Below are 24,300 nucleotides of genomic sequence, written 5' to 3'. Positions count from 1 at the left end.
ACGAGTGACGGTGACATTCGTACGGGGGAGATCCACATGGCATGGGACGAATGGGAGCAGCTCAAGGCTCAGGCGCAGCAACGCGGCGCGGCCAGTATGCAGCTCAACCACGTCGACGACCCGGGAGGCGGCGGGGGTGACGTCCCGCACGGCGACCTGACGGTCGACCACCAGGACCTGAAGGCCGTGGGCGATGCCGCGAACTCGCTGTACAAGGACTTCAGCCAGGCCGGCGACCTCGCGCGTATGTCGTCGCTGAAGGCCGCCGGCGGGCTCACGGACCAGGGTTTCCTCCTCGGCGAGGCCCTCGACCACGTGGCCGTGCGGTGGGTGGACCAGCAGCAGAACCTGCTCGACGCGTGTGTGCACATCTACACGCACCTCGACTTCACGCAGGCCGTCCACAAGGGCGACGACGCCAGGGTCTACGCCACGCTCAGCAGCATCTCCATGCTGGACGAGGGCTTCGACCAGCACCGGGGGTACTGATGGACCTGAACGTGCTGCTGAAGGGCGACTTCTCGCAACTCGGCCAGGCGATCACCGACTGGGAGACCATGACGAAGCGCCTGGAGACGCTCGAACGGGATGCGCGGGACAACCTCAAGGCCAAGGCCATGCAGGCGCGCTGGACGGGCATCAACGCGACCGTCACCCGGGAGTTCGTGTCGAAGACGGCCGACGAGTTCACGGACGCCCACACCCAGGCGCAGAGCATCACCAACATCCTGCGCGACACCCGCGAGGAACTGATCTCCTACCGCCAGCACCTCCAGGAGACCATCGACGACGCGCGGAAGAAGAACCTGACGGTCGTGGACGACGGCTGCGGGCAGTTCCACGTGCAGATGATCATCCACCCCGACCGGGCCGCGAAGGGCACGACGGTGCCCGAGCACACCGACACCGACGAGGAGTTGCTCCGCGACGAGGTGCAGCGGACCCTCAGCAAGGCGACGGAGAGCGACAGCTCCGCGGCCCGGGTGCTCAAGTCCCTCGTGGACAGTGTCAAGGAGGGCTTCGCGGACTCCGCCTACGGTGACCGCGACCAGGCCGTCGACGCGGAGAAGAAGGCCGCCCAGGACACGAAGGACGCCAAGGAGGCCGCGGGGCTGTACTCCCGGCTCGACGGGCTCAGCGACAAGGAGATGAAGCGTCTCCTGGAGCTGACCCAGAACGGGAAGAACTCCCCGGTCTTCTCCAGCGAGCTGATGAAGGACCTGGACTTCCGCGGCCGGGACGGGCAGGAGGGCCTGCTGCTGCTCGCCGAGAACCTGCAGGGCGGCGGCCGGGACGGGCAGGTGTCGGACACCGAGCGCAAGCTGCGCGACGCCCTGTCCGCCAACCTCGCCACCGCGACCCGCCCCGGCTCGCCCCTCGGCCCGAGCGGCGGCGACCCCTCGGACTGGACCAAGCAGCTCCTCAAGGTCGCCCGCGAGGGCAACGGCCTGCCTCAGCAGCATCCGGGCACCCTGCCGGGCGGCGGCACGGGCCTGAGCATGCTCACCAAGCTCATGGCGGACGGGGACGCGGTCTACGACGGCAGCGTCCTGTCGGCCACCGGCGACACGATCCGCGACTACGAGACGCACACCAAGCATCCGTACGAGGGGATCTCCGACAACTGGCAGGGCACCCAGGAAGACCCCATGGGCGGCCTGATGAAGGCCATGAGCCGCAATCCGCAGGCGGCGGAGTCCTACTTCGACCCGCACCAGAACGACAACCTCCACTACTTCCTCAAGGACCGGCACTGGCCGGGAGGCGACGTCGAGAACAAGATGCCGCAGGACCTGATCGACTCCTCCGCGCGGCACTACTTCGGCGATGCTCTGGAGGCGGCCAGCACCGGGCATCCGCCGGGTGTCCCGACCCCGGTGATCCCGGCCCACCATGACCCGGCACAGGCGGCGATCTTCTCCGACGTGGTCAAGGCGTACGGCCGGGACATCGCGGGCGACCCGGTGGGCGGCATGCCGGCGGGGCTGCGGCACTCGATGGGCGGCATGATGTCCGACTACATCGGTGACGTCCACCAGATCCTCGGCCAGGAACGCGACACGCCCACGGACTACAGCGGCCTGAGCATCGAGAACAAGGACCTGGTTCCCGTCATGCGGGCGATGGCGGAGGACGGGCACGCCTTCGCGCAGGTGCACGACGCCGAGACGTCGTACGTCGCCCAGGAGATCAACAAGTACGACGGCCGGGCCTTCGTGGACGCGCACGCGCCGGGCGCCGACAAACTCCAGGCGTTCGTGGGGCAGTCCAACATGGCGCTCGGCCAGATGGACTCGGTGCGCGCGGACGTCATCTACCAGATGGGCGAGGACAAGAAGAGCATCAACAACTGGAACAAGATGATGCAGTACCACCTCATCGGCGCCCCGATCACCGGCATACCGCTGGCGGGCGACACCCTTCAGCGCATAGTCGACGTGGGTACCAGCGAGTACCTGAACAACCTCAACTCCCAGGTCGACCAGGAGACCCGGCAGCATCTCGCCGACCACTTCTCAGCCGGTCACCAGCAGATGGACAAGATGCTGGAGCAGGCGGTGAAGAGCAAACTTCCGCAGGATCAGTGGAGCTTGATGGACCAGGACCCGGGTCAGTTCGAGAGCAACCTCCAGAACGGGGGTCTGACCCGCTACCAGAACGGCCTGACCAACGGCGTCGGCTACATGGGGAAGCCTGCGGGCTGATGAACGGGCGCAAGGCAGGAATTGTGGTGGCCGTGGCGGCGGCGGTGGCTGTGGTGGCCGTGGCGGCCGTCACCGTACTGTGGCCGGACGGGAACGGGAACGGCTCGAAGGCACAGCAGAGCGCCTTCTGCTGGGGCACGCTGAAGCGCGACGACGTCGCCGCGCTGAGCGTGCGCCCGCTTTCGCGGTACGCCTCCGACGAGGGTGACCTCCACGGGAGTACACGGGCGGACTGCCAGGTGGGGGCGGGACTCGACGCCCACGGCGTGATGAAGCGGCTCCAGTTCCGGCTGACCGTGGGCGGTTCGCCCGAGAACGGTGTCTGGGCCACGGCGGACGACGTGGCCGGGGTCTCCCCCTTCCGGGCGCCGATCGCGGGGGTGCCCGGCTGGGTGAACCGGAGCATGGCGGGGGTGCTGCTGCCCGCGTCGTGCTCCGACCGACTTCGGTTCGGCGGCGCAGCCTACGTGCAGGTGAAGGCGGAGGGCGACCAGGACGCGACATGGCGCGACGGCGCGCTCCAGAAGCGGATGACGGACGTACTGATGACGGCCGCGACCGGACTCGCACGTCAACTCGGCTGCTCGGAGCCGTCGTTCAAGGCACCGGCCGCGGCTCCGCGGCTGCTCGCCCGGCACTCCCCGGCCGCCGGGAAGGCGTGCGGTCTGCCGGGCTTCCGCGCGCCCGCGAAGTACACCGAGGAGTACGTGACCGAGGACGGCTTCCGGCTGTGGAGCTGCTCCCTCGGCACCGGCACCAGCACCGGCACCGGTGGCGACGAGGTGCACTTCACCGTCACGCAGGATCCGCACCTGGTCCGGCTGAACGACTCGGGGGCCGGCCCCTGGTCGACGACCCTGAAGTGCGCGGGCAAGCAGACCCTCGTGCAGGCCGGGACGGACGACAAGGCCCTCGCCCAGGAGTTCCGTACGGCCGTGGCCCGCAAGGGGAGTTGCCCGTGACGGCGTTCCGCTGACGTAGCTTTGCCGCATGGCTGATATCGAACAGTTCGACCTCGACTCCTACCTGCGGCGGATCAGGTGGGAGGGCGGCCGGCGGGCCGACCTCGCGACGCTGCGGGGTGTGCATCTGGCGCACGCCCGGAGCATCCCCTTCGAGAACCTGGACGCCCTGCGCGGCACGGTCCCGTCGCTGGCTCCGGGCGACCTTTCGGCCAAGCTCGTCCACGGTGGCAGGGGCGGCTACTGCTACGAGCAGAACACGCTCATATGGCTCGCCCTGGAGGCGCTCGGGTTCCGGGTGAGCGGGCTGGCCGCGCGGGTGGTGATCGGGGCCGAGACGCCGATGAGCCGGCCGCGCACGCACATGCTGCTTCGGGTCGAGGTGCCGGGCGAACCGCAGCCGTACCTGGTGGATGTGGGCTTCGGTGCCGCCGGTGCGCTGCTGGCTCCGATGCCGTTGGTGACCGGAGCCGAGTCCGAGGGCGGCGGGCGACGGCACCGGCTGGTGTCCGTACCGCACGACGGGCCGCTGGAGCTGCGGGTCCTGGAGCTGTACGACCGGGCGGCAAACGCGTGGGTCGGGCAGTACGCGTTCACGCTGGAGCCGTTCACCGCGGGCGACTACGCGGTCTACAACTGGCACATGGCGACCAACCCCCGGTCCCCCTTCTCCCGGCGGCTCTACGTCCAGCTGACCGTCGGCGAGCGTCATCTCTCCCTGGACGGCGACCGGTTGACTCGGACCCTGGCCGACGGCACCGCCACCGAGCGCAAGCTCACGGACGAGGCGGAGGCGCGGCGCGTGGTCGAGGAGGAGTTCGGCATCAGCCTGCCCGACGGGGTCACGCTGCTGGGCTGAGCGTCAACGCCGGCCGCGGGTCCGCCAGTCGCCGCTCTCGATGCGCGTGCCGCGGACCCGCAGCCGGGCGGCGACGGCGGGGGCGGCCAGGTACACCCAGGCGCGGACCGGGGTGCCGTCGGCGGTCAGGACGTCCAGGGCTTGCCGTTCGTAGAGGTTGCGGGGGTCGCCCGGCGCGTACTCCTCCAGGCGGTCCAGCTCGGCCAGCAGCCGCTCGTACTCCGCGGGGAGCGGGGTGATCAGGTCTCCGGCGACGGCACCGCCGGGTTCCGGCACGGCGTAGGGATAGCCGGGGCCGTCGTAGAGCACGGCGTCCGGGAGGCGGCCGGGCCGCTCCGACTCGGTCCGGCCGCGCAGGAACGCGTCGTGGTTGGGTTCGCCGGGGCGGAGGGTGCCATAGACGAAGAAGGGGAGGCGCTGCGGGTCCGGAGTGATCACAGAAACGATTCTGTACCTGCCACGGCTCGTCACACATCTCCATGAAGCGGCTATGGACATGACATGTCAGGGCCTTTTAAATCTCTGTCAACAGCCGCGCCACCCCCACGCCTCGCAGGCGTCTCCCTCAAGGAGAGCAGATGAGTCGGATACGGCCGCACGTCCGAGGTTCCCGTCGCCTCGCCACCGCCGGCATCGCCGTCACCACCGCGACCCTGATGGCCGCCGCCCTCTCCCCCGCCGCGCACGCCGACGCCAGACCGACCCGGGCCACCGCGATCCAGAACGCGGCGTCCGCGCTCCTGGCGCACGCCGCGAACCTGGGCCTGACCTCCGCGCAGGACACCAGCGTCCGGGACGTCATCGTCGACAAGGACGGCACCCAGCACGTCCGTTACGACCGCACCTACCACCAACTCCCGGTGCTAGGTGGTGACTTCGTCGTCCACCTGGCCAAGAACGGCAGCTACCGCAGCGCCGACCGGGCAACCCGGCAGGCGATCTCGCTCACCTCGATCGTGCCGAAGCTGTCGGCCCCCAAGGCCGCCGGCCTCGCGGTGAACGCGCTGCGCGCCGCCAACCTCGGCGACAGGCTGAGCCAGGTCAAGGCCAGGCCGGAGCTGGTCGTCGACGCCCTGCACGGCACCCCCAGGCTGGCCTGGCGGACCAACGCCGTCGGCCGGGACTCGCTCGGCAACCCGGTCGCCCGCACGGTGCTGACCGACGCCCGCACCGGTGCGCAGATCGACGCCTGGGACAGCATCGAGACGGCCACCGGCGACGGCAAGTCGCTGTACGGCGGGACCGTGCCGCTGGAGACGACCCTGTCCGGCTCGTCGTACCAGCTCAAGGACCCGACCCGCGGCAACACCTACACCGGTGACGCGCAGAACAAGACCGACCTGTGCTTCTTCGGCATCTGCTTCAGCCGGGCCCCCGCAGTGCTGTTCACCGACGCCGACAACCACTGGGGCACGGGCAGCAACAGCGACCGCTCCTCGGCCGCCGTGGACGCCCAGTACGGCACGAACGAGACCTGGGACTACTACAAGAACGTCCAGGGCCGCAACGGCATCGCGGGCGACGGCAAGGGCTCGTACAACCGCGTCCACTACGGCAGCAGCTACAACAACGCCTTCTGGGACGACAGTTGCTTCTGCATGACGTACGGCGACGGTGACGGCAGCACCTTCGGGCCGCTGGTGGCGCTCGACGTCGCGGGGCACGAGATGACCCACGGCGTCACCTCCAAGACCGCCGCGCTGACCTACTCGGGCGAGTCCGGCGGCCTGAACGAGGCCACCTCCGACATCCTCGGCACGATGGTCGAGTGGTACGCCAACAACCCCTCCGACCCCGGTGACTACCTCATCGGCGAGAAGATCGTGAAGTCCGGCTTCGGCAAGCCCGCCCTGCGCTTCATGGACAAGCCGTCCAAGGACGGCAACTCGGCGGACTACTGGAGCAGTTCGGTCGGCAACCTCGACGTCCACTACTCCTCGGGCGTCGCCAACCACTTCGCGTACCTCCTCGCCGAGGGCAGCGGCGCGAAGACCATCAACGGCGTCAGCTACAACTCGCCCACGTCCAACGGCTCGACGGTCACCGGTATCGGCCGGGACAAGGTCGGCAAGATCTGGTACCGCGCGCTGACGGTCTACATGACGTCCTCCACGAACTACAAGGGCGCCCGCACGGCCACCCTCAACGCGGCCAAGGACCTCTACGGCGCGGGGAGCACGGAGTACAACGCGGTGGCGGCGGCCTGGAGCGCAGTGAACGTCAACTGACGTTCCCGGAAGGCCGGAAGGCCGGTGCCCGTCTGTCGGGCACCGGCCTTCTGCGTCTGCTCCGGTCAGGCGGTCAGCTCGGCCTCCTGCTCCTGGGCCGGGGCCTCGGCCGGCTGCTCCGGCTGGGCCGGCTTCGTGTCCCGCATGACCGCCGTCGCGACGACCGCCGCGGCCAGGACGCCGAGGGCGCTGAGCGTGAACGTCGTCGCCATCGAGGAGGTGAAGGCCTCGCGGGCCGTGTGCAGCAGGCCCGGCCGGCCGGCGAGGAAGGCTCCGGCGATGGAGTGGCGGGCCTCGGCGGGGGCGTGGGCCGGCATCTTGTCGGTGTAGCCGCTGGAGAGCAGGGAGCCGAGGATCGCGATGCCGAGGGCGGTGCCCGCCTGCTGGATGGTGTCGTTCAGGGCCGAGCCGACGCCCGCCTTGTCCGCCGGGATGGTGGCCATCAGGGCGCCCACCGCGGCCGGCATGGCCAGACCCGCGCCGAGGCCGAGCAGGCCGAGGGCGATGGCCGGGACGGTGAAGCCGGAGCCGGCGTCGACCGTGGTGAGCAGGGCGAAGCAGGCGACCATGACCAGCATCCCGGAGAGGATCACGAAGCGGTTGCCGATCTTCGCGACCAGCTTCACACCCGCCGTGTTGCCGATCAGCGCGGTGACGGCCAGCGGCAGGAAGGCCAGGCCCGCCTTGATGGGCGAGTAGCCGAGGACGAACTGCAGGTACTGGGTGAGGACCAGCAGCAGACCGCCGTTGCCGATCTGGACCAGCGCCAGGGAGAGCGAACCGCCGCTGAAGTTGCGGTGCTTGAACAGCATCAGCGGGACCATCGGGGACTCGGTGGCGTTCTCCCAGACCACGAACCCGGCGAGGGTGAGCACCGCGGCGGCGAGCACGACCAGCTGGCGGCCCGCAAAGGCGCCGTGCTGCGGGATCTCGATGATCCACCAGATCAGCGCGGTCATCCCGGCCGCCGACAGCACCGCGCCGAGCGGGTCGGCCTTCTGCCAGGGGGCCTTGGACTCCGGCATCAGGGTCAGGCCCGCGACGACGGCCAGCGCGACCACGGGGACGTTGAGGAAGAAGATCGAGTGCCAGGAGAAGTGGTCGATCAGCAGACCGCCCAGAACCGGGCTGCCCACCAGGCCGAGCATCGACACCGAGCCCCAGGCCGCCATCGCCTTGCCGCGCTCCTCCTCGTCGAAGACGGTGATGAGGATGGAGAGGGTGGAGGGCATGATCAGCGCTCCGCCGACACCCATCGCGATCCGCAGAGCGATGACCTCGCCCGGGTTGCCGGCGTACGTCCCCGCCAGTGACGCGACTCCGAAGAGCAGCAGGCCGACCAGCATCACCTTCCGGCGGCCGAAGCGGTCACCGAGACTGCCGGAGGTGAGCAGCAGGCCGGCGAAGACCAGGACGTAGGAGTCGAGGATCCACTGGACGTCCTGGGCGCTCGCACCGAGGTCCTCGGTCATCGAGGGCACCGCCACGGTGAGCGCCATGCTGTCGATCACCAGGACCAGCGTGCTCAGGCAGAGCACGACGAGGATCCACCAGCGTCGGGGATTGCGGCTTTCCATGGGGTTCCCTCCCTGTTGCGCACAGCGTTCCGACTGTGCGTACACCGTTCCGGTGCGATGCGAACACTGTACGCAGCCCGGAACAGTGTGCGCAAGCCTTTAACGCTGTACGCTGGCCGCGAACGATGTACGCCCACACCAGGAGCCCGCCATGGCAGCCAGGACCGAGCAGAACCGGATCCCCTCCGTCTGGGCCCGGCAGCGCAGCGAACCCGACCAGCCCGCGCTCAGCCGGGAGGCGATCGTGCGCGAGGCCATCGCCATGCTGGACGCGGACGGCGTCGAGGCGCTCAGCATGCGCAAGCTGGGCGCCCGTCTGAACGCCGGTGCGACCTCCCTGTACCGGCACGTCGCCACCAAGGACGAGCTGATGGAACTGGCCGTGGACGAGGTCGCCGCCGAGATCCACGTGCCGCCGTCCGACAGCCCGGACTGGCGCGCCGCCGTCACCGAGGCCGCGCACTCCTTCCGCGCGACGGCCCTGCGGCACCCCTGGCTGTCGGCCGTCCTCGGGCAGGCCGGCCTCGCCTATCTCGGCCCCAACCTCATGGCCTTCTCCGAGCGGCTCGCCGCGCTGTTCACCGCCATCGGCTTCCCCGACCCCAGGGGCGCGATCGACGCGGTGCTGTCGTTCACTATCGGCACGAGCACCACGGAGACCGCCTGGCTCACCACGGTCGCCCGCTCCGGCGAGAGCGAGGCCGAGTTCATCACCCGTCTGCTGCCCGCCGCCCAGCAGGCCGCGTCCGGCCACGCCCACCTCGCCGACTCCTACGCGGAGGCCGTCGCGACGACAGAGGATCCCGCCAAGATCCGCGACGACAGATTCGCGTACGCCCTGGAAATTGTCCTGGACGGCCTGGCCGGACGACTGGCGTGACGACCGGCAGGAGGCCGTAGCACCGCCTCACCCGTTCACAGGTGCCGACCGCTCCATTCGTGTGCTCTTCCCCTCGCGTTCTCGCGCGCCCGCACGCACGCCCACGACCTGCCGAAACCTCCCGCCCTCTAGCCCGTGCGGGGGTCGCGGACGACACCCGTTCACCGCATTCCTGACAGATCTTCAGGAAGCGGTCCGGGCCCGGAGCCACTTACCTCGGTAGAGCACGAGTCGGACAGGCTTCGGACCAGCTCTGGGGAGCACCATGCGACGCACCACCCGTCTGCTGACCGGTACCGCGCTCGCCATGGCGGCGGCAGGTCTCACCGCCGCGCCGGCGTACGGCGACGGCAGCGACGCGGGCAGCCTGCAGGTGTACCCCTCCACCGTGGTGCCGGGCAGCCAGGTCACCGTGAACACCGCCGCGTGCGGGGACAGGGGCACGGCGGCCGGGGACGCGGGCGCGGTCGGCGCCGGGACCTTCACGCTGGCGCCCAGCACCCACGAGGGCGAGGCGATCGGGCAGTTCCGGGTGCCGCCGAGCGCGCAGCCGGGGACGTACGAGATCGTCGCGAAGTGCGCGGCAGGCGACCGGCAGGTGAAGGGCGACCTGGTGGTGGCCCTGAGCGTGGCGCACGAACAGGTGCAGCCGCGAGGAAGTGTGAAGACGGGGGTCGGTGGCGCACTCGGCACCGACCCCGTGCAGACCACGGTTGGCGTGGCGGCTCTGGCCGTCGCCGCCGTGGGCGGTACCTGGCTCCTGCATCGCCGGGCGAGAGGCGACGGGATCTGACGGACGCCCTCCGCTGTCCGTCCGCCGGTACCGCAAGTCCCGCCCCCTCCGGGTCCGATGCCCCTCGTGGCCCGGAGGGGGCAGGGGGTCCACCTCGACGAGGGGGTACGCATGCGTAGCATCGGGGACACCGCCATAACCGCCGTCACCGTCGTCGCCCTCGGTTCGGGGGTGTGGCTGCTCGCCAGCACCGCGGAGACGCACGCGCCACCGCAGCCGCCGGCCGCCGAGGGCCGGTTCGAACCGGGCGGGCAGAAGCTCTCGGCCCCCGCGCTGCCGCCCTCCCCGCCCACCCGCATACGCATACCCACGATCCGGGTGAACGCTCCCCTGATGGGCCTGGCCCTCACCCGCACCGGCAGCCTGGACGCGCCGCCGGCCGGCAACAAGAACCTCGCCGGCTGGTACGAGGCCGGCACCACCCCCGGCGAGACGGGCACCGCGATCGTCGCGGGCCACGTCGACAACACGGACGGCCCCGCCGTCTTCTACGACCTGGGCGCGCTGAAGCGGGGCGCCGTCATCGAGGTGGACCGCCGGGACCGCTCGGTGGCCTACTTCACCGTGGACGCCGTCGAGGTCTACGCGGCCCGGAACTTCCCCGACGAGAAGGTCTACGGCGCCGCCTCCCGCCCCGAACTCCGGGTCATCACCTGCGGCGGCGGCTACTCGCGCTCCACCGGCTACCAGGGCAACGTGGTCGTCTTCGCCCACCTGACGGGCAGCCGCTGAGGCTCAGTGCGCCGGCACCTCGCCGCCCAGCACGTGCTCCCTCCCCCACGCGCCCAGCGGTGCCAGCGCCTCGTTCAGCAGCGCGCCCCGCTCGGTGAGCGAGTACTCGACGCGGGGCGGCACCTCGTCGTACTCCTCGCGGTGCACGATGCCGTCGGTCTCCAGTTCCCGCAGCTGCGCGGCGAGCACCTTCTCGGTGACGCCCGGCAGTTGCCGGCGCAGTTCGCCGAAGCGGTGCGGGCGCATGTGCAGCGCCCACAGGATCAGCACCTTCCATTTGCCGCCGATCACGTCCATCGCGGCGTCGATCCCGCAGACGTACGCCCCCGGCCGTCGTCCGATCGGCATGTCCTCCCCCTTCGCCACCTGGACCCTTCCCTGCGGGTAACCACCCACTTCGAAGTAGGTACTTACGCCGGGCGGCTCCCCGGGCGAGCCTAGTCGCCATGACCGACAACTCCCTTTCCCGCAGCCCCCGTACGTCTCTCACTCTCCTCGGCACCGGTGCCATGGGCACCGCGCTCGGCCGGGCCTGGCTCGCCGCCGGGCATCCGCTGACCGTCTGGAACCGCACGCCCGAGCGGACGCGGGCGCTGGCCGCCGAGGGTGCGGTGGTCGCCGGGAGCGCGGCGGAGGCGGTGGCGGCGAACCGGCTGGCCGTGGCGTGCCTGCTGGACGACGCCTCGGTGGGCGAAGCGCTGGCGGAGGCCGAGCTCAGCGGCCGGGATCTCGTGAACCTCACCACCGGCACCCCGGCCGAGGCCCGGGCGCGGGCCGCCTGGGCCGAGGAGCGCGGCGCCCGTTTCCTGGACGGGGGGATCATGGCTGTACCGCCGATGATCGGCGCACCCGGCGCGTATGTGTTCTACAGCGGCGACCGCGGCCTGTTCGAGGAGCACCGGGAGACGCTCGCCGTCCCGGCCGGCACGGAGTACGTCGGCGCCGACGCGGGGCTGGCCGCGCTGCACGACGTGGCCCTGCTGAGCGGGATGTACGGCATGTTCGCCGGGATCACGCACGCCTTCGCGCTGGTGCGCGGGGAGGACGTGGCACTCAAGGAGTTCGCCGCGCTGCTCGTGCCCTGGCTGAACGCGATGGCCGGTATGGCACACGACACGGCCGAGCGGCTGGAGTCCGGCGACTACACCACCGGGGTGGTCTCCAACCTGGCGATGCAGGCGGGCAACGACACCCTGCTGCGCACCGCCGCGGAACAGGGCGTGAGCAGCGAGCTGCTCGCCCCTTTCGTGGAGCTGATGCGCCGCCGCCTGGCCGAGGGCCACGGCGATGAGGACACCACCGGTCTGGTCGACCTGCTGCGGGCGCGCCCTTGAGCCACCGCACCTCACAGCGACCTCTCGCGCCCGTTCGGGACCCTCACACCCGGGTTGTGCTCCCGCTGAGGGCAGCGTTCCTCGTGGGAAACAGAGGTGATGCGGCCGGGTAACCTCGGCGAAGCACGCTGAGTTGCATGACCTCGAATACGCGTGTGGTGGTGATCGGCGCCGGCCTCGCGGGCGTGCGGCTCGCCCGGCGGCTCGGCGAGCTGGGCACGCCCGCGCTGCTCGTCGGCGAGGAGGAGCACCCGCCGTACAACCGGGTGCTGCTCGCCGAGGTGCTGGCCGGGCGGTACGCCCCGGAGGTGATCGCCCTTCCGGCGCCCGCCGGGCTCGTACGCGCCCGGGTCACCGGCATCGACCGGGCCGCGCGGACGATCGGCTGTGCCGACGGCTCGTCGATCGCATACGACAGACTGGTCCTGGCCACCGGCTCCAACCCCGTGCTCCCGCCGCTGCGCGGCCTGTTCCCCCGCGGGTGCGAACTCCCCGAGGGCGTCCACGCGTTCCGCACCATGGACGACTGCCTGGGCCTGGCCAAGGCGGTACGACCGGGGGTGCGGGCGGTGGTCGTCGGCGGCGGGCTGCTCGGCGTGTCCGCGGCCCGCGCGCTCGCCGTGCGCGGGGCGCAGGTGGTGCTGGCCCAGCAGTCCGAGCGGCTCATGGAGCGCCAGCTCGACCCGGACGCCTCCGGGCTGGTGCTGCGGCACCTGCGGGACCTGGGCGTCGAGGTGCACACCGAGTGCCATGTGCGGGACGTGCGCTGTGTCGGCGGTGCGGTGCGCTCGGTGGAGATGGCCGACGGCTACGCCCTCGACGCCGACCTCGTGGTCATCGCCTGCGGGGTGCGCCCGCGCGCGGGACTCGCCGAGGAGGCGGGGCTCGCCGTCCGCAAGGGCATCCTCGTCGACGACGAGCTGCGCACCTCCGACCCGTACATCCACGCCATCGGCGACTGCGCCCAGCACGACGGCACGGTGTACGGCCTCGCCGCACCGGCCCTCGAACAGGCCGACGTACTGGCCGAGTTGCTGGCCGGGCGGGCGGACGCCCGCTACACCGGAACCCGTTCCCTGACCCGGCTGACGCTCACCGGTCCGCAGTCCCCCTTCGACCTCGCCGCGTTCGGCGAGCCGGAGGCCCGGCCCGGTGACGACGTCGTGCGGATCGCCGACGCCACCCGGGGCACCTATCGCAAGGTCGTCGTGCGCGGCGACCGCCTCGTCGGCGGGGTCCTCGTCGGCGAACTCGGCACCGTCGGCGCCCTCGCCCGCGCCTGGGAGGGAGCAGAGCCGCTCCTCGACGACGGTCCGCTGCTTCACCTGCTCACCACTGACGGAGGCTCCTGATGTCCACGACCGCCCTCACCGGGGACAGCCCCCGCCCCACGATCGTGCTCGTCGGCCACGGCATGATCGGCCAGCGCTTCCTCGAAGCGCTCGCCGAACGCGGCCTGACCGGCACGCACCGCGTGGTCGTGCTGTGCGAGGAGCCCCGCCCGGCCTACGACCGGATGCACCTCACCTCGTACTTCTCGGGCACCTCGCCCGAGGAACTCTCCATGACCGACATGGAGTTCATCGAGCAGCACGGCATCGAGCTGCACACCGGCGACCCGGCGCAGAGCGTCGACCGCGAGGCGCGCACGGTGACGGCCCGCTCCGGTCTGACCGTCGGCTACGACATCCTCGTCCTCGCCACCGGCTCCTACCCGTTCGTGCCGCCGGTGCCCGGCAAGGACGCCGAGGGCTGCTTCGTGTACCGCACCATCGATGACGTCCTCGCCATCGAGGCGTACGCGAAGAGTGGGGCGACCACGGGCGCCGTGGTCGGCGGCGGTCTGCTCGGCCTGGAGGCGGCGGGCGCCCTGCAGGGGCTCGGACTGACCACGCACATCGTGGAGTTCGCGCCGCGCCTGATGCCGGTGCAGGTGGACGACGGCGGTGGCGCGGCCCTGCTGCGCACCATCACGGGCATGGGCATGTCCGTGCACACGGGCACCGGCACCCAGGAGATCCTCGCCGGTTCCGAGGGTTTTGTGACCGGCATGAAGCTGTCCGACGGCTCCGAACTCTCCGTCGACCTGGTCGTGTTCAGCGCCGGTGTCCGCCCCCGCGACCAGCTGGCCCGCGACTGCGGTCTGGCGGTCGGCGAGCGCGGCGGCATCACCGTGGACGAGCAGTGCCGTTCGGTCACCGACCCGCACGTCTTCGCGATCGGCGAGTGCGCGCTGGCGGCGGACGGCCGGGTGTACGGCCTGGTGGCCCCCGGCAACGAGCAGGCGGTGACGGCCGCCGCGACCATCGCCGCGGACGAGGCCGCCTTCACGGGCGCCGACCTGTCCACCAAGCTCAAGCTGCTCGGCGTGGACGTGGCCTCCTTCGGCGACGCCCACGGCACCGCCGAGGACTGCCTCGACGTGGTCTACTCGGACTCCCGCTCCGGCCTGTACAAGAAGCTGGTCATCGGCCGGGACGGCACGCTGCTCGGCGGCATCCTGGTCGGCGACGCGGAGGAGTACGGCACGCTGCGCGCGCTGACCGGCTCGGTGCCGCCCGTCGCGCCGGAGTCGCTGGTGCTGCCCGCCGGGGTCGGCGGCCCGACCCAGCTCGGCCCGGGGGCGCTGCCGGACGACGCGATCATCTGCTCCTGCAACAACGTCACCAAGGCCACCATCCGGGGCGCCGTCACCGAGCACAGCTGCACCAGCGTGCCCGAGGTGAAGAAGTGCACCAAGGCCGGTACGAGCTGCGGCAGTTGCGAGAAGGTGCTGGGCCAGCTGCTCAAGCTCGAACTGGAGGCGAGCGGCGTCGAGGTCGACAAGGGGATGTGCGGCTGCTTCGCACAGACCCGCGAGGAGCTGTACGAGATCATCTCCGCGCTGCGCATCACGTCGTACCAGGAGCTGCTGGACCGCCACGGCCGTGAGGCGGCGCGGGGCGGCGAGGGCTGCGAGACCTGCAAGCCGGCGGTGGCCTCGATCTTCGCCTCCCTCGCCCCGACGATCGGCGCGAGCGGCTACGTCCTCGACGGCGAGCAGGCGGCCCTGCAGGACACCAACGACCACTTCCTCGCCAACCTCCAGAAGAACGGCTCGTACTCGGTGGTGCCGCGCATCCCCGGCGGCGAGATCTCGCCCGAGAAGCTGATCGTGATCGGCGAGATCGCCCGCGACTTCGGCCTCTACACGAAGATCACCGGCGGCCAGCGGATCGACCTCTTCGGCGCCCGCGTCGAACAACTCCCCATGATCTGGACTCGGTTGGTGGACGCCGGCTTCGAGTCCGGGCACGCCTACGGCAAGTCACTGCGCACGGTGAAGTCCTGCGTCGGGCAGACCTGGTGCCGCTACGGCGTCCAGGACTCCGTCCGGATGGCGATCGACCTGGAGCTGCGCTACCGGGGGCTGCGCTCGCCGCACAAGCTCAAGGCCGCCGTCTCCGGCTGCGCGCGCGAGTGCGCGGAGGCCCAGTCGAAGGACTTCGGGGTGATCGCCACCTCGAACGGCTGGAACCTGTACGTCGGCGGCAACGGCGGCGCCACCCCGCGCCACGCGGACCTGCTGGCGCAGGACCTGTCCGACGCCGAACTGGTCCGCCTGATCGACCGGTTCCTGATGTTCTACATCCGTACGGCCGACCGCCTGGAGCGTACGAGCGTCTGGCTGGACCGGATCCCGGGCGGCCTGGGGCACGTCCAGGACGTCGTGGTGCACGACTCGCTCGGCATCTGCGACGAACTGGAGGCGCTGATGGCGGCCCACGTCTCGAACTACCGGGACGAGTGGGCGGAGACCGTCAACGACCCCGAGAAGCTGGCCCGGTTCGTGTCCTTCGTGAACGCGCCGGACACCCCGGACCCGGTCGTCGCCTTCGTCCCCGAGCGGGACCAGATGAAGCCCGACCTGCCCCTGCTCGACATCGGCCCCCGTCCCCTGGAAGACGCACTGGAAGGAAGCGCGCAGCGATGACCCTGGCACCCGAGACGACCGACCTGAAGGTCCAGGTCCAGCTGGACCCGGACACCTGGTTCACGGTCTGTGACCTGCACCGGCTGGTACCCGGCCGCGGGGTCGCGGCCCTGCTGCCGGACGGCCGCCAGGTGGCCCTGTTCCGGGACCGGGCGGGCCGGCTCTACGCCATCGACAACCGCGACCCGTTCGCCGGCGCGGCCGTCCTCTCCCGCGGCCTGACCGGCACCCACCAGGGCCGCCCCTTCGTCTCCTCTCCGCTGCTCAAGCAGCGCTTCGACCTCGCCACCGGGGAGTGCCTGGACGACGAGACGGTGCGGGTGGCGACGTATGTGGTGAGGACCGCCCAGGCCATTCTTGACTGATCGTTCCGGAAACTTCTAGGCTGCACCACGTGGCCAGAACCAAGGAATTCGACCCGGAAGCCGCGCTGCAGGCAGCCATGGAGCTGTTCTGGCGGCGCGGCTACGAGGCCACGTCGATGGCCGACCTGGTCGAACACCTGGGGATCGGCCGGGCGAGCCTGTACGCGACGTTCGGCAGCAAGCATGAGCTGTATCTGCGGGCCATGGACCGGTACGGCCGGACGCAGCACCCCCGGATCACCCGGGAGCTGTCCGCACCGGGGCCGGTCCTGCCCGCCGTACGGGCTCTGGTCCGGCGGTTCGCCACGGAGGCCACGGGGGCGGAGACCCGCGAGTACGGCTGCCTGGTGACCAACACGGCGGTCGAACTGGCCCCGCACGACACGTCGGCGGCCCGCCGGGTCGAGCACAGCTGGGACAACCTGGAGACTCTGCTGCACTCCGCGCTGGTCCGCGCACAGGCACAGGGCGAGCTGGCCGGGAACCGGGATCCACAGGCCCTCGCGCGCATGCTGCTCGTCCTGCTCCAGGGCGTGCGGGTGGTGGGCAAGGCGTCCCCGGACCCGGTCCGGGTCCGGGACGCGACGGAGCAGGCACTGGCACTTCTGGACTGACAACGCGCACCTCTGCGGAGGTGTGCTTTACACACCCTCATACTGAACCGATTGGTCAAGAAAAAGGGGAGATCATGACCAGCACTCGTTTCACCGGAAGGACCGCCCTCGTCACCGGCGCCGGCTCCGGCATCGGACGCGCCATCGCGCTCGCCTTCGCGGTGGAAGGCGCCCAGGTGGTCGTGGCCGGGCGCCGGGCGGAGCCGCTGGACGAGACGGTCCGGCTGATCGAGGAGCGGGGCGGCAAGGGCCTCGCGGTGACCGCCGACGTCTCACGGGCCGCCGACGCCGAAGCGCTGGTCCGGGCCGCCGTCGAAGGCTTCGGCTCGCTCGACGTGGCCGTCAACAACGCCGGTGTCTTCCGTGGCGGGCAGCCGCTCGCGGAGCTGTCGGAGGACGACTGGCACACCCAGCTCGCCATCAACGTCACCGGCGTACACCTGGCCCTCCAGGCCCAGATCCGCCAGATGCGCACCCAGCCCGCGGGCGGCGCGATCGTCAACGTGTCCTCCACGTTCGGCCGGCACACCACCTCCGCCGGAGCCGCCGCCTACTCCGCCACCAAGGCGGCCGTGACCGCGCTCAGCCGGGGCGCCGCCCTGGACCACATCGCCGACGGCGTCCGTATCAACGTGGTCAGCCCCGGCGCCACCGCGACCTCGATGTCGCTCCGGCCGGGCGAGTCGGAGAACGACCGGACGGCACGCGCGAAGACCACGCTCCCGCTCGGCCGGATCTCCGCCACCGAGGAGGTCGCCGCCGCCGTCCTCTACCTGGCCTCCGACGACGCGGCCTCGCTCGTCGGCACCGACCTGGTGGTGGACAGCGGCGGCTCCCTGTGAGCACGCGGGTTCACGGGCCGGAGCTGTCGGACACCCCGTAGTGGTGCGACTGGGCTCCTTCGACATCGGCCAGGTCATCGGCCACCGCGTCCAGCTGCTGCCGGTCGTACTCGTCGAGGAACGGAAACAGGGCTCCGCAGTCCCGGCAGGCCCGTGCGAGTCCGGCGTCGAACACCGGCCGGGGTTTCAGGATTCCCGGGCGGCGGAACTTGAGCTGAAGGCGTTCGCCCCATCGCTCACCCGAGGTGAGCTCCCCGACCGGACTCAGCCGATCCGAGCCGCATATCCAGCAACGCATGCCGGGAACCATACTGGTTCTAGTCGATCCCCGACCGCTCCGCGCCCGCCACGATCCACCGCTGGAAGCACAGGAAGACCAGCAGCAGCGGCAGGACCGAGAACGCGGCGGCCACGAACAGCTCGTGCAGCCGCACGACCTGGGACGTGGTGAACGAGGACAGCGCCACCTGCACGGTCCAGGCGCTGCGGTCCTGCCCGATCACCAGCGGCCACAGGAAGGAGTTCCACGCGCCGAGGAACACGATCGTCCCGACGGCCGCGAACACCGGCCGGGCGTTCGGCACGACCACCAGCCAGTACGTGCGCCCGTACCCGAGCCCGTCGACCTGGGCCGCATCCTCCAGCTCCCTCGGGAGACCGAGGAAGTACTGCCGGAAGACGAAGCAGGCGAAGGCCGGGAAGAGCGTCGGGACGATCAGCCCCCGGAGCGTGGAGATCCAGCCCAGCGACGACACGAGCACGAAGCTCGGCACGAAGGTGACGGCGGCCGGGACCAGCAGGGTGCCGAGAATGCCGTAGAAGACCTTGTCCGCGTGCCGGTAGGGGATGCGGGCGAGGCCGTAGCCCGCGAGGGAGGCGAGCAGGAGCGTGCCGAGCGTCGTCGCGACGGCGATCAGCGCCGAGTTGAGGAGGGAGCGCGCGAAGGGGACGGAGGAGTCGTCGAACAGCTCCCGGACATTGCCCCACCTCAACTCCCCTGGCAGGAAGGTCCATTCGGGCGAGGTCAGCTCCTGCTCGCTCGACAGCCCGTTGCGGACCAGCAGATAGAAGGGGATCAGGAACAGCAGGGCGAGCGCGATCAGCAGCACCAGCCGGAGCGCCCGCCCGGCCCGCACCAGGGCGTCATCCACCGGCGACCGCCTTCCCCAGCCGCAGCCACCGCGTCTGCGCGACGGTGACGACGGCGATGACCAGCGCGAGGATCACGGCGCCCGCGCTGCCCAGCCCGAGGTTCTGCCCCTGCCCGAGGGCGGTGTAGTAGAGGTAGACGAGCGGCGGGCGGGCGTAGGGCGGGTATCCCCTGGCGTCGGACAGCAGGTTGTAGAACTCGTCGAAGGCCTGGAAGGCGCCCACGACGAGCAGCAGCACCACCGCGACCGAGGTGGCCCGCAGCTGGGGCAGGGTGATGTGCCGCAGCACGGTCCAGCCGGGCCGGGCCCCGTCCACGGCCGCCGCCTCGTACAGCACCGGGTCGATCCGCTGGAGCCCGGCGAGGAAAAGGATCATGTAGAAACCGGCCTGGAGCCACAGCCGTACGGTGCCGACGACCAGCCAGTACCAGGGCGGGTCGGTGGTGGCCAGCCAGGCGACGGAGTCCCCGCCGAACCACCCCAGCACGGTGTTGGCCAGCCCGAACCGCACCCCGTTGAAGAGGGACATCTTCCAGATCAGGGCGGCTACGACGTAACTGCACGCCGCGGGCAGGAAGAACACGGACCGGAAGAAGGCCCGGGCGCGTCCGAGGCGGTTGACCATCAGGGCGAGGGAGAGGGAGAGGACGTAGGTGGCGGGGACGATGAACGCGGTGAAGACGAGAAAGGTCCGCAGGCTGCCGGTGAACGCGCCGTCCTCCAGCATCGCCGTGTAGTTGTCGAGGCCGACGAAGCGCGTGGGCGTGACGGTGTTGTGCGCGTCGAAGAAGCTCAGGCCGAGGCTCCACAGCAGCGGGACGTACGTGAACAGGGCGAGGCCGAGGGCGAAGGGCCCGACGAAGCCCCAGAACCAGAGGGCTGTTCGTCTGCGCCTCACGACTTCACCCTCACGCGCTTCACGCGCTTCACGCGGTCGAGTTCGGCCGACACCTTTCGTACGACCGCCCGCAGCTCGCTCTCCGGAGGGGCACCGTCCTTGATGATCCGGCTGAGCGCGTCCTGGTAGGCGGTCCGGCTCGCGGGGGTCCACAGCAGGGGCTGGGCATGGCCGTGATCGGTGGCGAGGCGGACGGCCTCGGCGGCGGGACCCGACCCGAGCCGGCCCGCCTTCTGGACGAGGGACTTCCGGGCGGGGAGGTGGAAGCCGTAGGAGAGGGCGAAGTCCTGCTGATAGTCGGTGCGTTGGACCCAGAGCCACTTCACGTACTCCTTGGCGGCGTCCTTGTTCCGGCTGCGTGCGCTGACGGCGGCGCCGAACGCACCCACGGGGACGCAGGGTTGGCCGTGCGCACCGTCCTTCGGGAAGGGAAGGACCCCGAAGTCGTCCCCGAGTTCGCTGCGCACCTGGGGCAGCGCCCACAGCCCGGACCACTGCATGGCGGTCAGCCCCTGGAGGAAGGCGGACGGGGCGGACCAGTCGGCCGGGGCGCCGAGCAGGAGGGAGTCATCGGCGTACAGCCGGTGCAGCTTGCCGAGGGTACGGGCGGCGGCGGGGTCGTCGAAGCCGACCTTGCCGTCATCCGTGACGAGCTGAAGTCCGGCCGCATGGAGTGGAGTTCCACCGAGGACACCGGCACCCCCGTCGTTTCCGAGGAAGAGGCCTTTGACGTCGCCGCTGGTGAGCTTCCGGGCAGCGTCGACCAGGGCGTCGAGGGTGCCGGGCGGCTCGACGCCGGCGTCTTCCAGCAAGCTCTTCCGGTAGTAGAGGAGCTGCGTGTCGACGACCTGCGGGATGCCCCAGACCCTTCCGTCGTACGTCTTCGACCTGAGGACGGCGGAATGGAAATCGTCCGTCACCCCGTCGAGCAGCTCGGTGAGGTCGACGACCTGACCGCCCTGGATCTGGTCGAGGGTAGGCCCGTCGACCTCGAAGACGTCCGGTCCGGAGTCGGTGAGCAGGGCGGCGGCGGTCTGCTGGTCGTAGTTCCCGGGCCGCCACTGCACGCTGACGTCGGCCTTGCCGTACGCGGCGGCATACCGCTCGACGGCCTGCTCGGCACCGGCCTCGCCGTACTGGTGGTACCACTGCGACAGCGCGAGCCGGGAAGAGCCTCCGCCGCGTCCGGTGTTGTTCCCGCACGCCGTGAGCAGACCGGCGCCCGCGCCCGCCGCCAGCACAGTCCTACGGTTGATGCTCCTCATGGTGTGCCCCTTGACGTTGGTCATCGACGCACGGCCCAACGATCAACAACGCGTCGGGATTACGAAGGGGGCCGCTGTGACGGCGTGTCACACCTTGAGCCCGCCGTATTCCACGCCGCTGAGCTGCACGGAGGCATCCCAGAGCCGCTCGGCCACCGCGTCGTCGACGGCCCAGGGGGCCCGCCAGGACGGCGCCGGCGCACCTCGCCACATCGCGAACGACGGCCCGAAGAAGGAGTCGGGGCGCACGCCGTGCGCGGTGGCGGCGTACAACGAGGGCAGCGCGCCCGCCTCGGCGCTCTGCGCGAAGAGCCGGTTGGCGGCCTCCATCAGCCGCTCGGCACCCCGCCGCCCCTCGGCACGCGGACCGGCGGTCTGGAGGTTGGTCGCGGCGTACCCGGGATGCGCGGCGGCAGCGACGACGTCGGAGCCGTGCGCGCCCAGCCGGCGGGCCAGCTCGTGGGTGAAGAGCAGATTGGCGGTCTTTGACCGGGAGTAGGCGATCCAACGCCGGTACTTCTGCTGGCTGTCGAGGTCCCGGAGATCGATGTTGGCCAGGGCGTGCATCAGGCTGGAGACGGTGACGATCCGGGCGCCCGGGGTCGCGAGCAGCCTGGGCAGCAGCAGCCCGGTGAGCGCGAAGTGCCCGAGGTGATTGACGCCGAACTGCGTCTCGAACCCGTCGGCGGTGACCCCGTACGGCAAGGCCATCACGCCGGCGTTGTTCACGAGCAGGTCGAGCCGGTCGTACGACAGCCCGTCCGCGAACTCCCGCACGGACGCCAGGTCCCCGAGATCCAGCCGCCCGAACTCGACCGCCGCCTGCGCCACCTCCTCCCGCAGCCGCCGGACAGCCTCGCTCCCCCGCGTCTCACTGCGGCACGCGAGCACCACCCGTGCCCCCTTCCGGGCGAGCTCCCGCGCGGTGACGTACCCGAGCCCGCTGTTCGCACCGGTGACGACGGCGGTGCGGCCGGTGAGGTCGGGCATGTCGGCGGTGTTCCAGCCGGGCATGGGAACGCTCCCTTTCTTGGCGGGTCTTTCCTGAAGCAGAGCGCAACTTTTCCGGTCCGGGAGGCATCCAACCATGTGACTTTGATTTACCCATTCGTCCTATGGAGGGGGATGCACCATGTCCTTGCACACTCGATTCTTCTCCCGGCGCGGCGCGGCTGCCGCGCTGACCGCCTGCGCGGCGGCGCTCGCGACGGCGGGGGTCGCCTGGAGCGCCACCAACCCGACGACGGCCACCGCGACGGCATCGGCCACGAAGGTGACCCGGGCGTCGGCCGCCCCGCGCACCTGTGGCGTGCACGACCTGTATCTGTCCCTGGGGCACAAGGGCGTTGCGGCGGGGTCGGCATACTGGGAGATCCGGTTCACGAACACCAGCACGACCAGCTGTGTCCTGCGCGGCTACCCGGGCGTCAGCGCGCTGGACACCGCGCACCACCAGATCGGCCCGGCCGCCAAACACAGCGGACGGTCGTACTCCACGGTCACGCTCACCCCGGCCCACTCGGCCTCCGCGGTGATCCGTACGACGAACGGCCCGCTCGGCGGCCCTTGCCTGCGCACCAGCTCCTACCTGCGCGTGTACCCGCCGGCCTCGTACGACGCCGTGCTCGTCCCGGCTTCCTGGAAGATCTGCTCCAGCCAGTTCGACGTCGGCCCGGTCAACACCGAGGGCGCCTTCTGAGAACAGCGCGAGAGGGCGGCAGGCTCGGGGACGGCGTCGGATCCCGCCGGCCTTCAGACACCTGCCGCGTCTCCCGCCGCACCGTAGCGGTGGTCAGTGCCAGTTGGTGTCGTGGGTGAGTCGGTTGTCGTGGGTGTCGTACTGGTCGACCGCTGTGATGGTCTGTCCGTTGGGGATGGGTGCGGCCCAGGCGCGGTACGTGGTGCCGGGGACGGCGACCGTGGTGGCCTTGACCTGGGTTCCGTCGGAGAGGGAAATCACGCCGTAGGCGACGCCGGCTTCCGGGTTGGAGACCATGAGCCGGCTGCCGCTCAGACCCTTGTCATGCAGGCCCCACAGTCCCATTTCGCCTGAGGCGTGGGGGTCCTGCGTGCCGGTGACGGGCTGGCAGTCGGCCCAAGGGCCGCCTTGGTGGTCGATACGGACGCCACCGATGTACATGCGCTGGCACAGCAGCGATGTGCCCGGTGCCATGGTTCCGCCGGAGGGCGTGGGCAGGGTGTAGCCCTTGGGCAGTGTCCGGTGGAACTCCAGCGCCACCGACCAACTGTGCCCGTCTGTCGTCCCCTCGGCCACCCGGACACTGACCGTGCCGGGAGTCGGGGTGACGGGTGAGCTTGCGACGGGTGAGGACCGGTGCGCAGGGTCGACGGCACCAGTCGGTGGCTTCAGGAACGCAACCGTCAGGCCGAGGCCGAGGACGCAGGCGGCACTCGCCACGGCAGCCGCGGCACGGCGGCGCTTCCTGCGGGCGCGCGCGGCGGTCAGGATCCGGTCGACGGGGGCCGGGGACGAGGGGTAGGCCTCGCGTGACCGGGCGAAGGCGGCGCGCGCCCAGTCTTCTTGGCCGTGGTCTGGAGTCATAGTGCCTCTGCAGGGCGGCTGTGCGGGTAGGTGGAGGCGAGGGCCGACCGGCTGCGCAGTTTGGCCAGGGCCCGGGACGCCTGGCTCTTCACGGTGCCGACCGAACAGCCGAGGACGTCCGCCACTTCCTCGACGGACAGATCGTCGCAGTAGCGCAGCACCACGACTGCCCGCTGCCGCTCGGGCAGGGCCGCGAGCTCGCGAGCCAGGGCGTCGTACACGTCCACGCCTCCGAAACCGGCCCCGTCGTCGTGGACGGAGCCGGTTTCGGGCAGCGACGGGAGAAGGAGGTGGGTGATCCTGCGGCGGCGGTACCGGCTGCGGTTGGTGTTGACCAGTGCGCGGCGAACGTAGTGTTCGGCGCGCTCCGGATCCAGCCGCTGCCAGTGCGGGTACACCTTCGTCAGCGTCGTCTGGACCAGGTCTTCCGCTTCGTGGAAGTCGCCGGTGAGCAGATACGCGGTGTGGGTCAGGGCCCGCCAACGGGCGGCGACGAACCGGGTGAACTCCGAGTCCGGTCCGCTGTCCGCGGCCTTGCGGTCACTTGGCTGCACAGCAG

Annotated in this window: 25 protein-coding genes; 15 read left to right on the top strand and 10 right to left on the bottom strand. The window is 70.8% G+C overall.

The annotated features are described in order from the left end of the window. Positions 1–36 precede the first annotated feature (36 nt). The 4 genes from ACWD3E_RS02890 to ACWD3E_RS02875 are packed head-to-tail and all read left to right on the top strand — an operon-like array spanning position 37 to position 4,526. Positions 37–489: a hypothetical protein gene (locus ACWD3E_RS02890; protein ID WP_451385752.1), complete on the top strand. Its 453-nt coding sequence runs from the start codon at positions 37–39 to the stop codon at positions 487–489. Beyond that, on the top strand, positions 489–2,705 hold the full coding sequence (locus ACWD3E_RS02885; protein ID WP_451385751.1) for a DUF6571 family protein: 2,217 nt from the start codon (positions 489–491) through the stop codon (positions 2,703–2,705). Before ACWD3E_RS02890 ends, ACWD3E_RS02885 begins: the two co-directional genes overlap by 1 nt. Continuing rightward, entirely contained in the window at positions 2,705–3,667 is a 963-nt protein-coding gene (locus ACWD3E_RS02880) for a hypothetical protein (RefSeq protein ID WP_451385750.1), read from the top strand. The genes ACWD3E_RS02885 and ACWD3E_RS02880 overlap by 1 nt, the downstream gene beginning before the upstream one ends. 28 nt (positions 3,668–3,695) lie before the next feature. Beyond that, positions 3,696–4,526: an arylamine N-acetyltransferase family protein gene (locus tag ACWD3E_RS02875; RefSeq protein ID WP_451385749.1), complete on the top strand. Its 831-nt coding sequence runs from the start codon at positions 3,696–3,698 to the stop codon at positions 4,524–4,526. Positions 4,527–4,529: 3 nt separating this feature from the next. On the opposite strand, the gene ACWD3E_RS02870 is transcribed toward ACWD3E_RS02875, so the two are convergent. Continuing rightward, the gene (locus ACWD3E_RS02870; protein WP_451385748.1) at positions 4,530–4,964 is read right to left on the bottom strand and encodes a gamma-glutamylcyclotransferase family protein; all 435 of its coding nucleotides are present in this window, start codon (positions 4,962–4,964) and stop codon (positions 4,530–4,532) included. Positions 4,965–5,104: 140 nt separating this feature from the next. Between ACWD3E_RS02870 and ACWD3E_RS02865 the strand changes: the two genes are divergently transcribed. Then, on the top strand, positions 5,105–6,754 hold the full coding sequence (locus ACWD3E_RS02865) for a M4 family metallopeptidase (protein WP_451385747.1): 1,650 nt from the start codon (positions 5,105–5,107) through the stop codon (positions 6,752–6,754). Between the two features lie 65 nt (positions 6,755–6,819). Here ACWD3E_RS02865 and ACWD3E_RS02860 read toward each other — a convergent pair whose 3' ends face one another. Next, positions 6,820–8,331, bottom strand: coding sequence for an MFS transporter (locus tag ACWD3E_RS02860; RefSeq protein ID WP_451385746.1), 1,512 nt, complete (start codon positions 8,329–8,331; stop codon positions 6,820–6,822). A 151-nt stretch (positions 8,332–8,482) separates the two neighbouring features. Between ACWD3E_RS02860 and ACWD3E_RS02855 the strand changes: the two genes are divergently transcribed. The 3 genes from ACWD3E_RS02855 to ACWD3E_RS02845 all read left to right on the top strand — a co-directional run bounded on the left by ACWD3E_RS02855 (position 8,483) and on the right by ACWD3E_RS02845 (position 10,736). Further along, positions 8,483–9,211, top strand: a complete 729-nt coding sequence (locus ACWD3E_RS02855; protein ID WP_451385745.1) for a TetR/AcrR family transcriptional regulator C-terminal domain-containing protein — start codon at positions 8,483–8,485, stop codon at positions 9,209–9,211. Between the two features lie 265 nt (positions 9,212–9,476). After that, positions 9,477–10,004 carry a hypothetical protein gene (locus tag ACWD3E_RS02850; RefSeq protein ID WP_451385744.1) on the top strand — a complete coding sequence of 176 codons (528 nt, stop codon included), beginning with the start codon at positions 9,477–9,479 and terminating at the stop codon, positions 10,002–10,004. Positions 10,005–10,115: 111 nt separating this feature from the next. After that, positions 10,116–10,736: a class F sortase gene (locus ACWD3E_RS02845; protein WP_451385743.1), complete on the top strand. Its 621-nt coding sequence runs from the start codon at positions 10,116–10,118 to the stop codon at positions 10,734–10,736. A 3-nt stretch (positions 10,737–10,739) separates the two neighbouring features. Here ACWD3E_RS02845 and ACWD3E_RS02840 read toward each other — a convergent pair whose 3' ends face one another. After that, a complete protein-coding gene (locus ACWD3E_RS02840; RefSeq protein WP_451385742.1) occupies positions 10,740–11,084 on the bottom strand; it encodes a winged helix-turn-helix transcriptional regulator in 345 nt (114 codons plus the stop codon). 98 nt (positions 11,085–11,182) lie between these two features. Here ACWD3E_RS02840 and ACWD3E_RS02835 point away from each other — a divergent pair, with 98 nt between their 5' ends. The 6 genes from ACWD3E_RS02835 (at position 11,183) to ACWD3E_RS02810 (ending at position 17,864) form a co-directional block, all read left to right on the top strand. Beyond that, entirely contained in the window at positions 11,183–12,070 is an 888-nt protein-coding gene (locus tag ACWD3E_RS02835; RefSeq protein WP_451385741.1) for an NAD(P)-dependent oxidoreductase, read from the top strand. A 137-nt stretch (positions 12,071–12,207) separates the two neighbouring features. Next, complete coding sequence (locus ACWD3E_RS02830; protein ID WP_451385740.1) at positions 12,208–13,422, top strand: NAD(P)/FAD-dependent oxidoreductase; 1,215 nt, start codon at positions 12,208–12,210, stop codon at positions 13,420–13,422. Further along, positions 13,422–16,043 (top strand): nitrite reductase large subunit NirB, encoded by a 2,622-nt coding sequence (gene nirB, locus ACWD3E_RS02825; RefSeq protein WP_451385739.1) that lies wholly within the window; start codon positions 13,422–13,424, stop codon positions 16,041–16,043. The genes ACWD3E_RS02830 and nirB overlap by 1 nt, the downstream gene beginning before the upstream one ends. Beyond that, positions 16,040–16,408, top strand: coding sequence for a nitrite reductase small subunit NirD (gene nirD / locus ACWD3E_RS02820; protein ID WP_451385738.1), 369 nt, complete (start codon positions 16,040–16,042; stop codon positions 16,406–16,408). The genes nirB and nirD overlap by 4 nt, the downstream gene beginning before the upstream one ends. A 29-nt stretch (positions 16,409–16,437) precedes the next feature. Next, positions 16,438–17,022, top strand: a complete 585-nt coding sequence (locus ACWD3E_RS02815; RefSeq protein ID WP_451385737.1) for a TetR/AcrR family transcriptional regulator — start codon at positions 16,438–16,440, stop codon at positions 17,020–17,022. A gap of 74 nt (positions 17,023–17,096) precedes the next feature. Further along, positions 17,097–17,864: an SDR family NAD(P)-dependent oxidoreductase gene (locus ACWD3E_RS02810; protein ID WP_451385736.1), complete on the top strand. Its 768-nt coding sequence runs from the start codon at positions 17,097–17,099 to the stop codon at positions 17,862–17,864. Between the two features lie 10 nt (positions 17,865–17,874). On the opposite strand, the gene ACWD3E_RS02805 is transcribed toward ACWD3E_RS02810, so the two are convergent. The 5 genes from ACWD3E_RS02805 to ACWD3E_RS02785 form a co-directional block, all read right to left on the bottom strand. Further along, positions 17,875–18,162: a hypothetical protein gene (locus ACWD3E_RS02805; protein WP_451385735.1), complete on the bottom strand. Its 288-nt coding sequence runs from the start codon at positions 18,160–18,162 to the stop codon at positions 17,875–17,877. 19 nt (positions 18,163–18,181) lie between these two features. After that, positions 18,182–19,015, bottom strand: coding sequence for a carbohydrate ABC transporter permease (locus ACWD3E_RS02800; protein WP_451385734.1), 834 nt, complete (start codon positions 19,013–19,015; stop codon positions 18,182–18,184). Then, a complete protein-coding gene (locus ACWD3E_RS02795) occupies positions 19,008–19,913 on the bottom strand; it encodes a carbohydrate ABC transporter permease (RefSeq protein ID WP_451385733.1) in 906 nt (301 codons plus the stop codon). The genes ACWD3E_RS02800 and ACWD3E_RS02795 overlap by 8 nt, the downstream gene beginning before the upstream one ends. Further along, on the bottom strand, positions 19,910–21,178 hold the full coding sequence (locus ACWD3E_RS02790) for an ABC transporter substrate-binding protein (RefSeq protein WP_451385732.1): 1,269 nt from the start codon (positions 21,176–21,178) through the stop codon (positions 19,910–19,912). The genes ACWD3E_RS02795 and ACWD3E_RS02790 overlap by 4 nt, the downstream gene beginning before the upstream one ends. Before the next feature lie 87 nt (positions 21,179–21,265). Further along, complete coding sequence (locus ACWD3E_RS02785; RefSeq protein WP_451385731.1) at positions 21,266–22,192, bottom strand: oxidoreductase; 927 nt, start codon at positions 22,190–22,192, stop codon at positions 21,266–21,268. A gap of 118 nt (positions 22,193–22,310) precedes the next feature. On the opposite strand from ACWD3E_RS02785, the gene ACWD3E_RS02780 reads away from it, so the two are divergent. Continuing rightward, on the top strand, positions 22,311–22,877 hold the full coding sequence (locus ACWD3E_RS02780) for a DUF4232 domain-containing protein (protein WP_451385730.1): 567 nt from the start codon (positions 22,311–22,313) through the stop codon (positions 22,875–22,877). Positions 22,878–22,970: 93 nt separating this feature from the next. Here the strand turns inward: ACWD3E_RS02780 and ACWD3E_RS02775 are convergent, their stop codons facing one another. Together ACWD3E_RS02775 and ACWD3E_RS02770 are read right to left on the bottom strand one after the other, a co-directional pair. Further along, a complete protein-coding gene (locus ACWD3E_RS02775) occupies positions 22,971–23,741 on the bottom strand; it encodes a hypothetical protein (protein WP_451385729.1) in 771 nt (256 codons plus the stop codon). Further along, positions 23,738–24,295 (bottom strand): SigE family RNA polymerase sigma factor, encoded by a 558-nt coding sequence (locus ACWD3E_RS02770; protein ID WP_451385728.1) that lies wholly within the window; start codon positions 24,293–24,295, stop codon positions 23,738–23,740. The genes ACWD3E_RS02775 and ACWD3E_RS02770 overlap by 4 nt, the downstream gene beginning before the upstream one ends. Positions 24,296–24,300 lie beyond the last annotated feature (5 nt).

This window comes from Streptomyces sp. NPDC002676, assembly GCF_053592455.1.
This window is presented reverse-complemented; position numbering and strand designations above follow the sequence as displayed.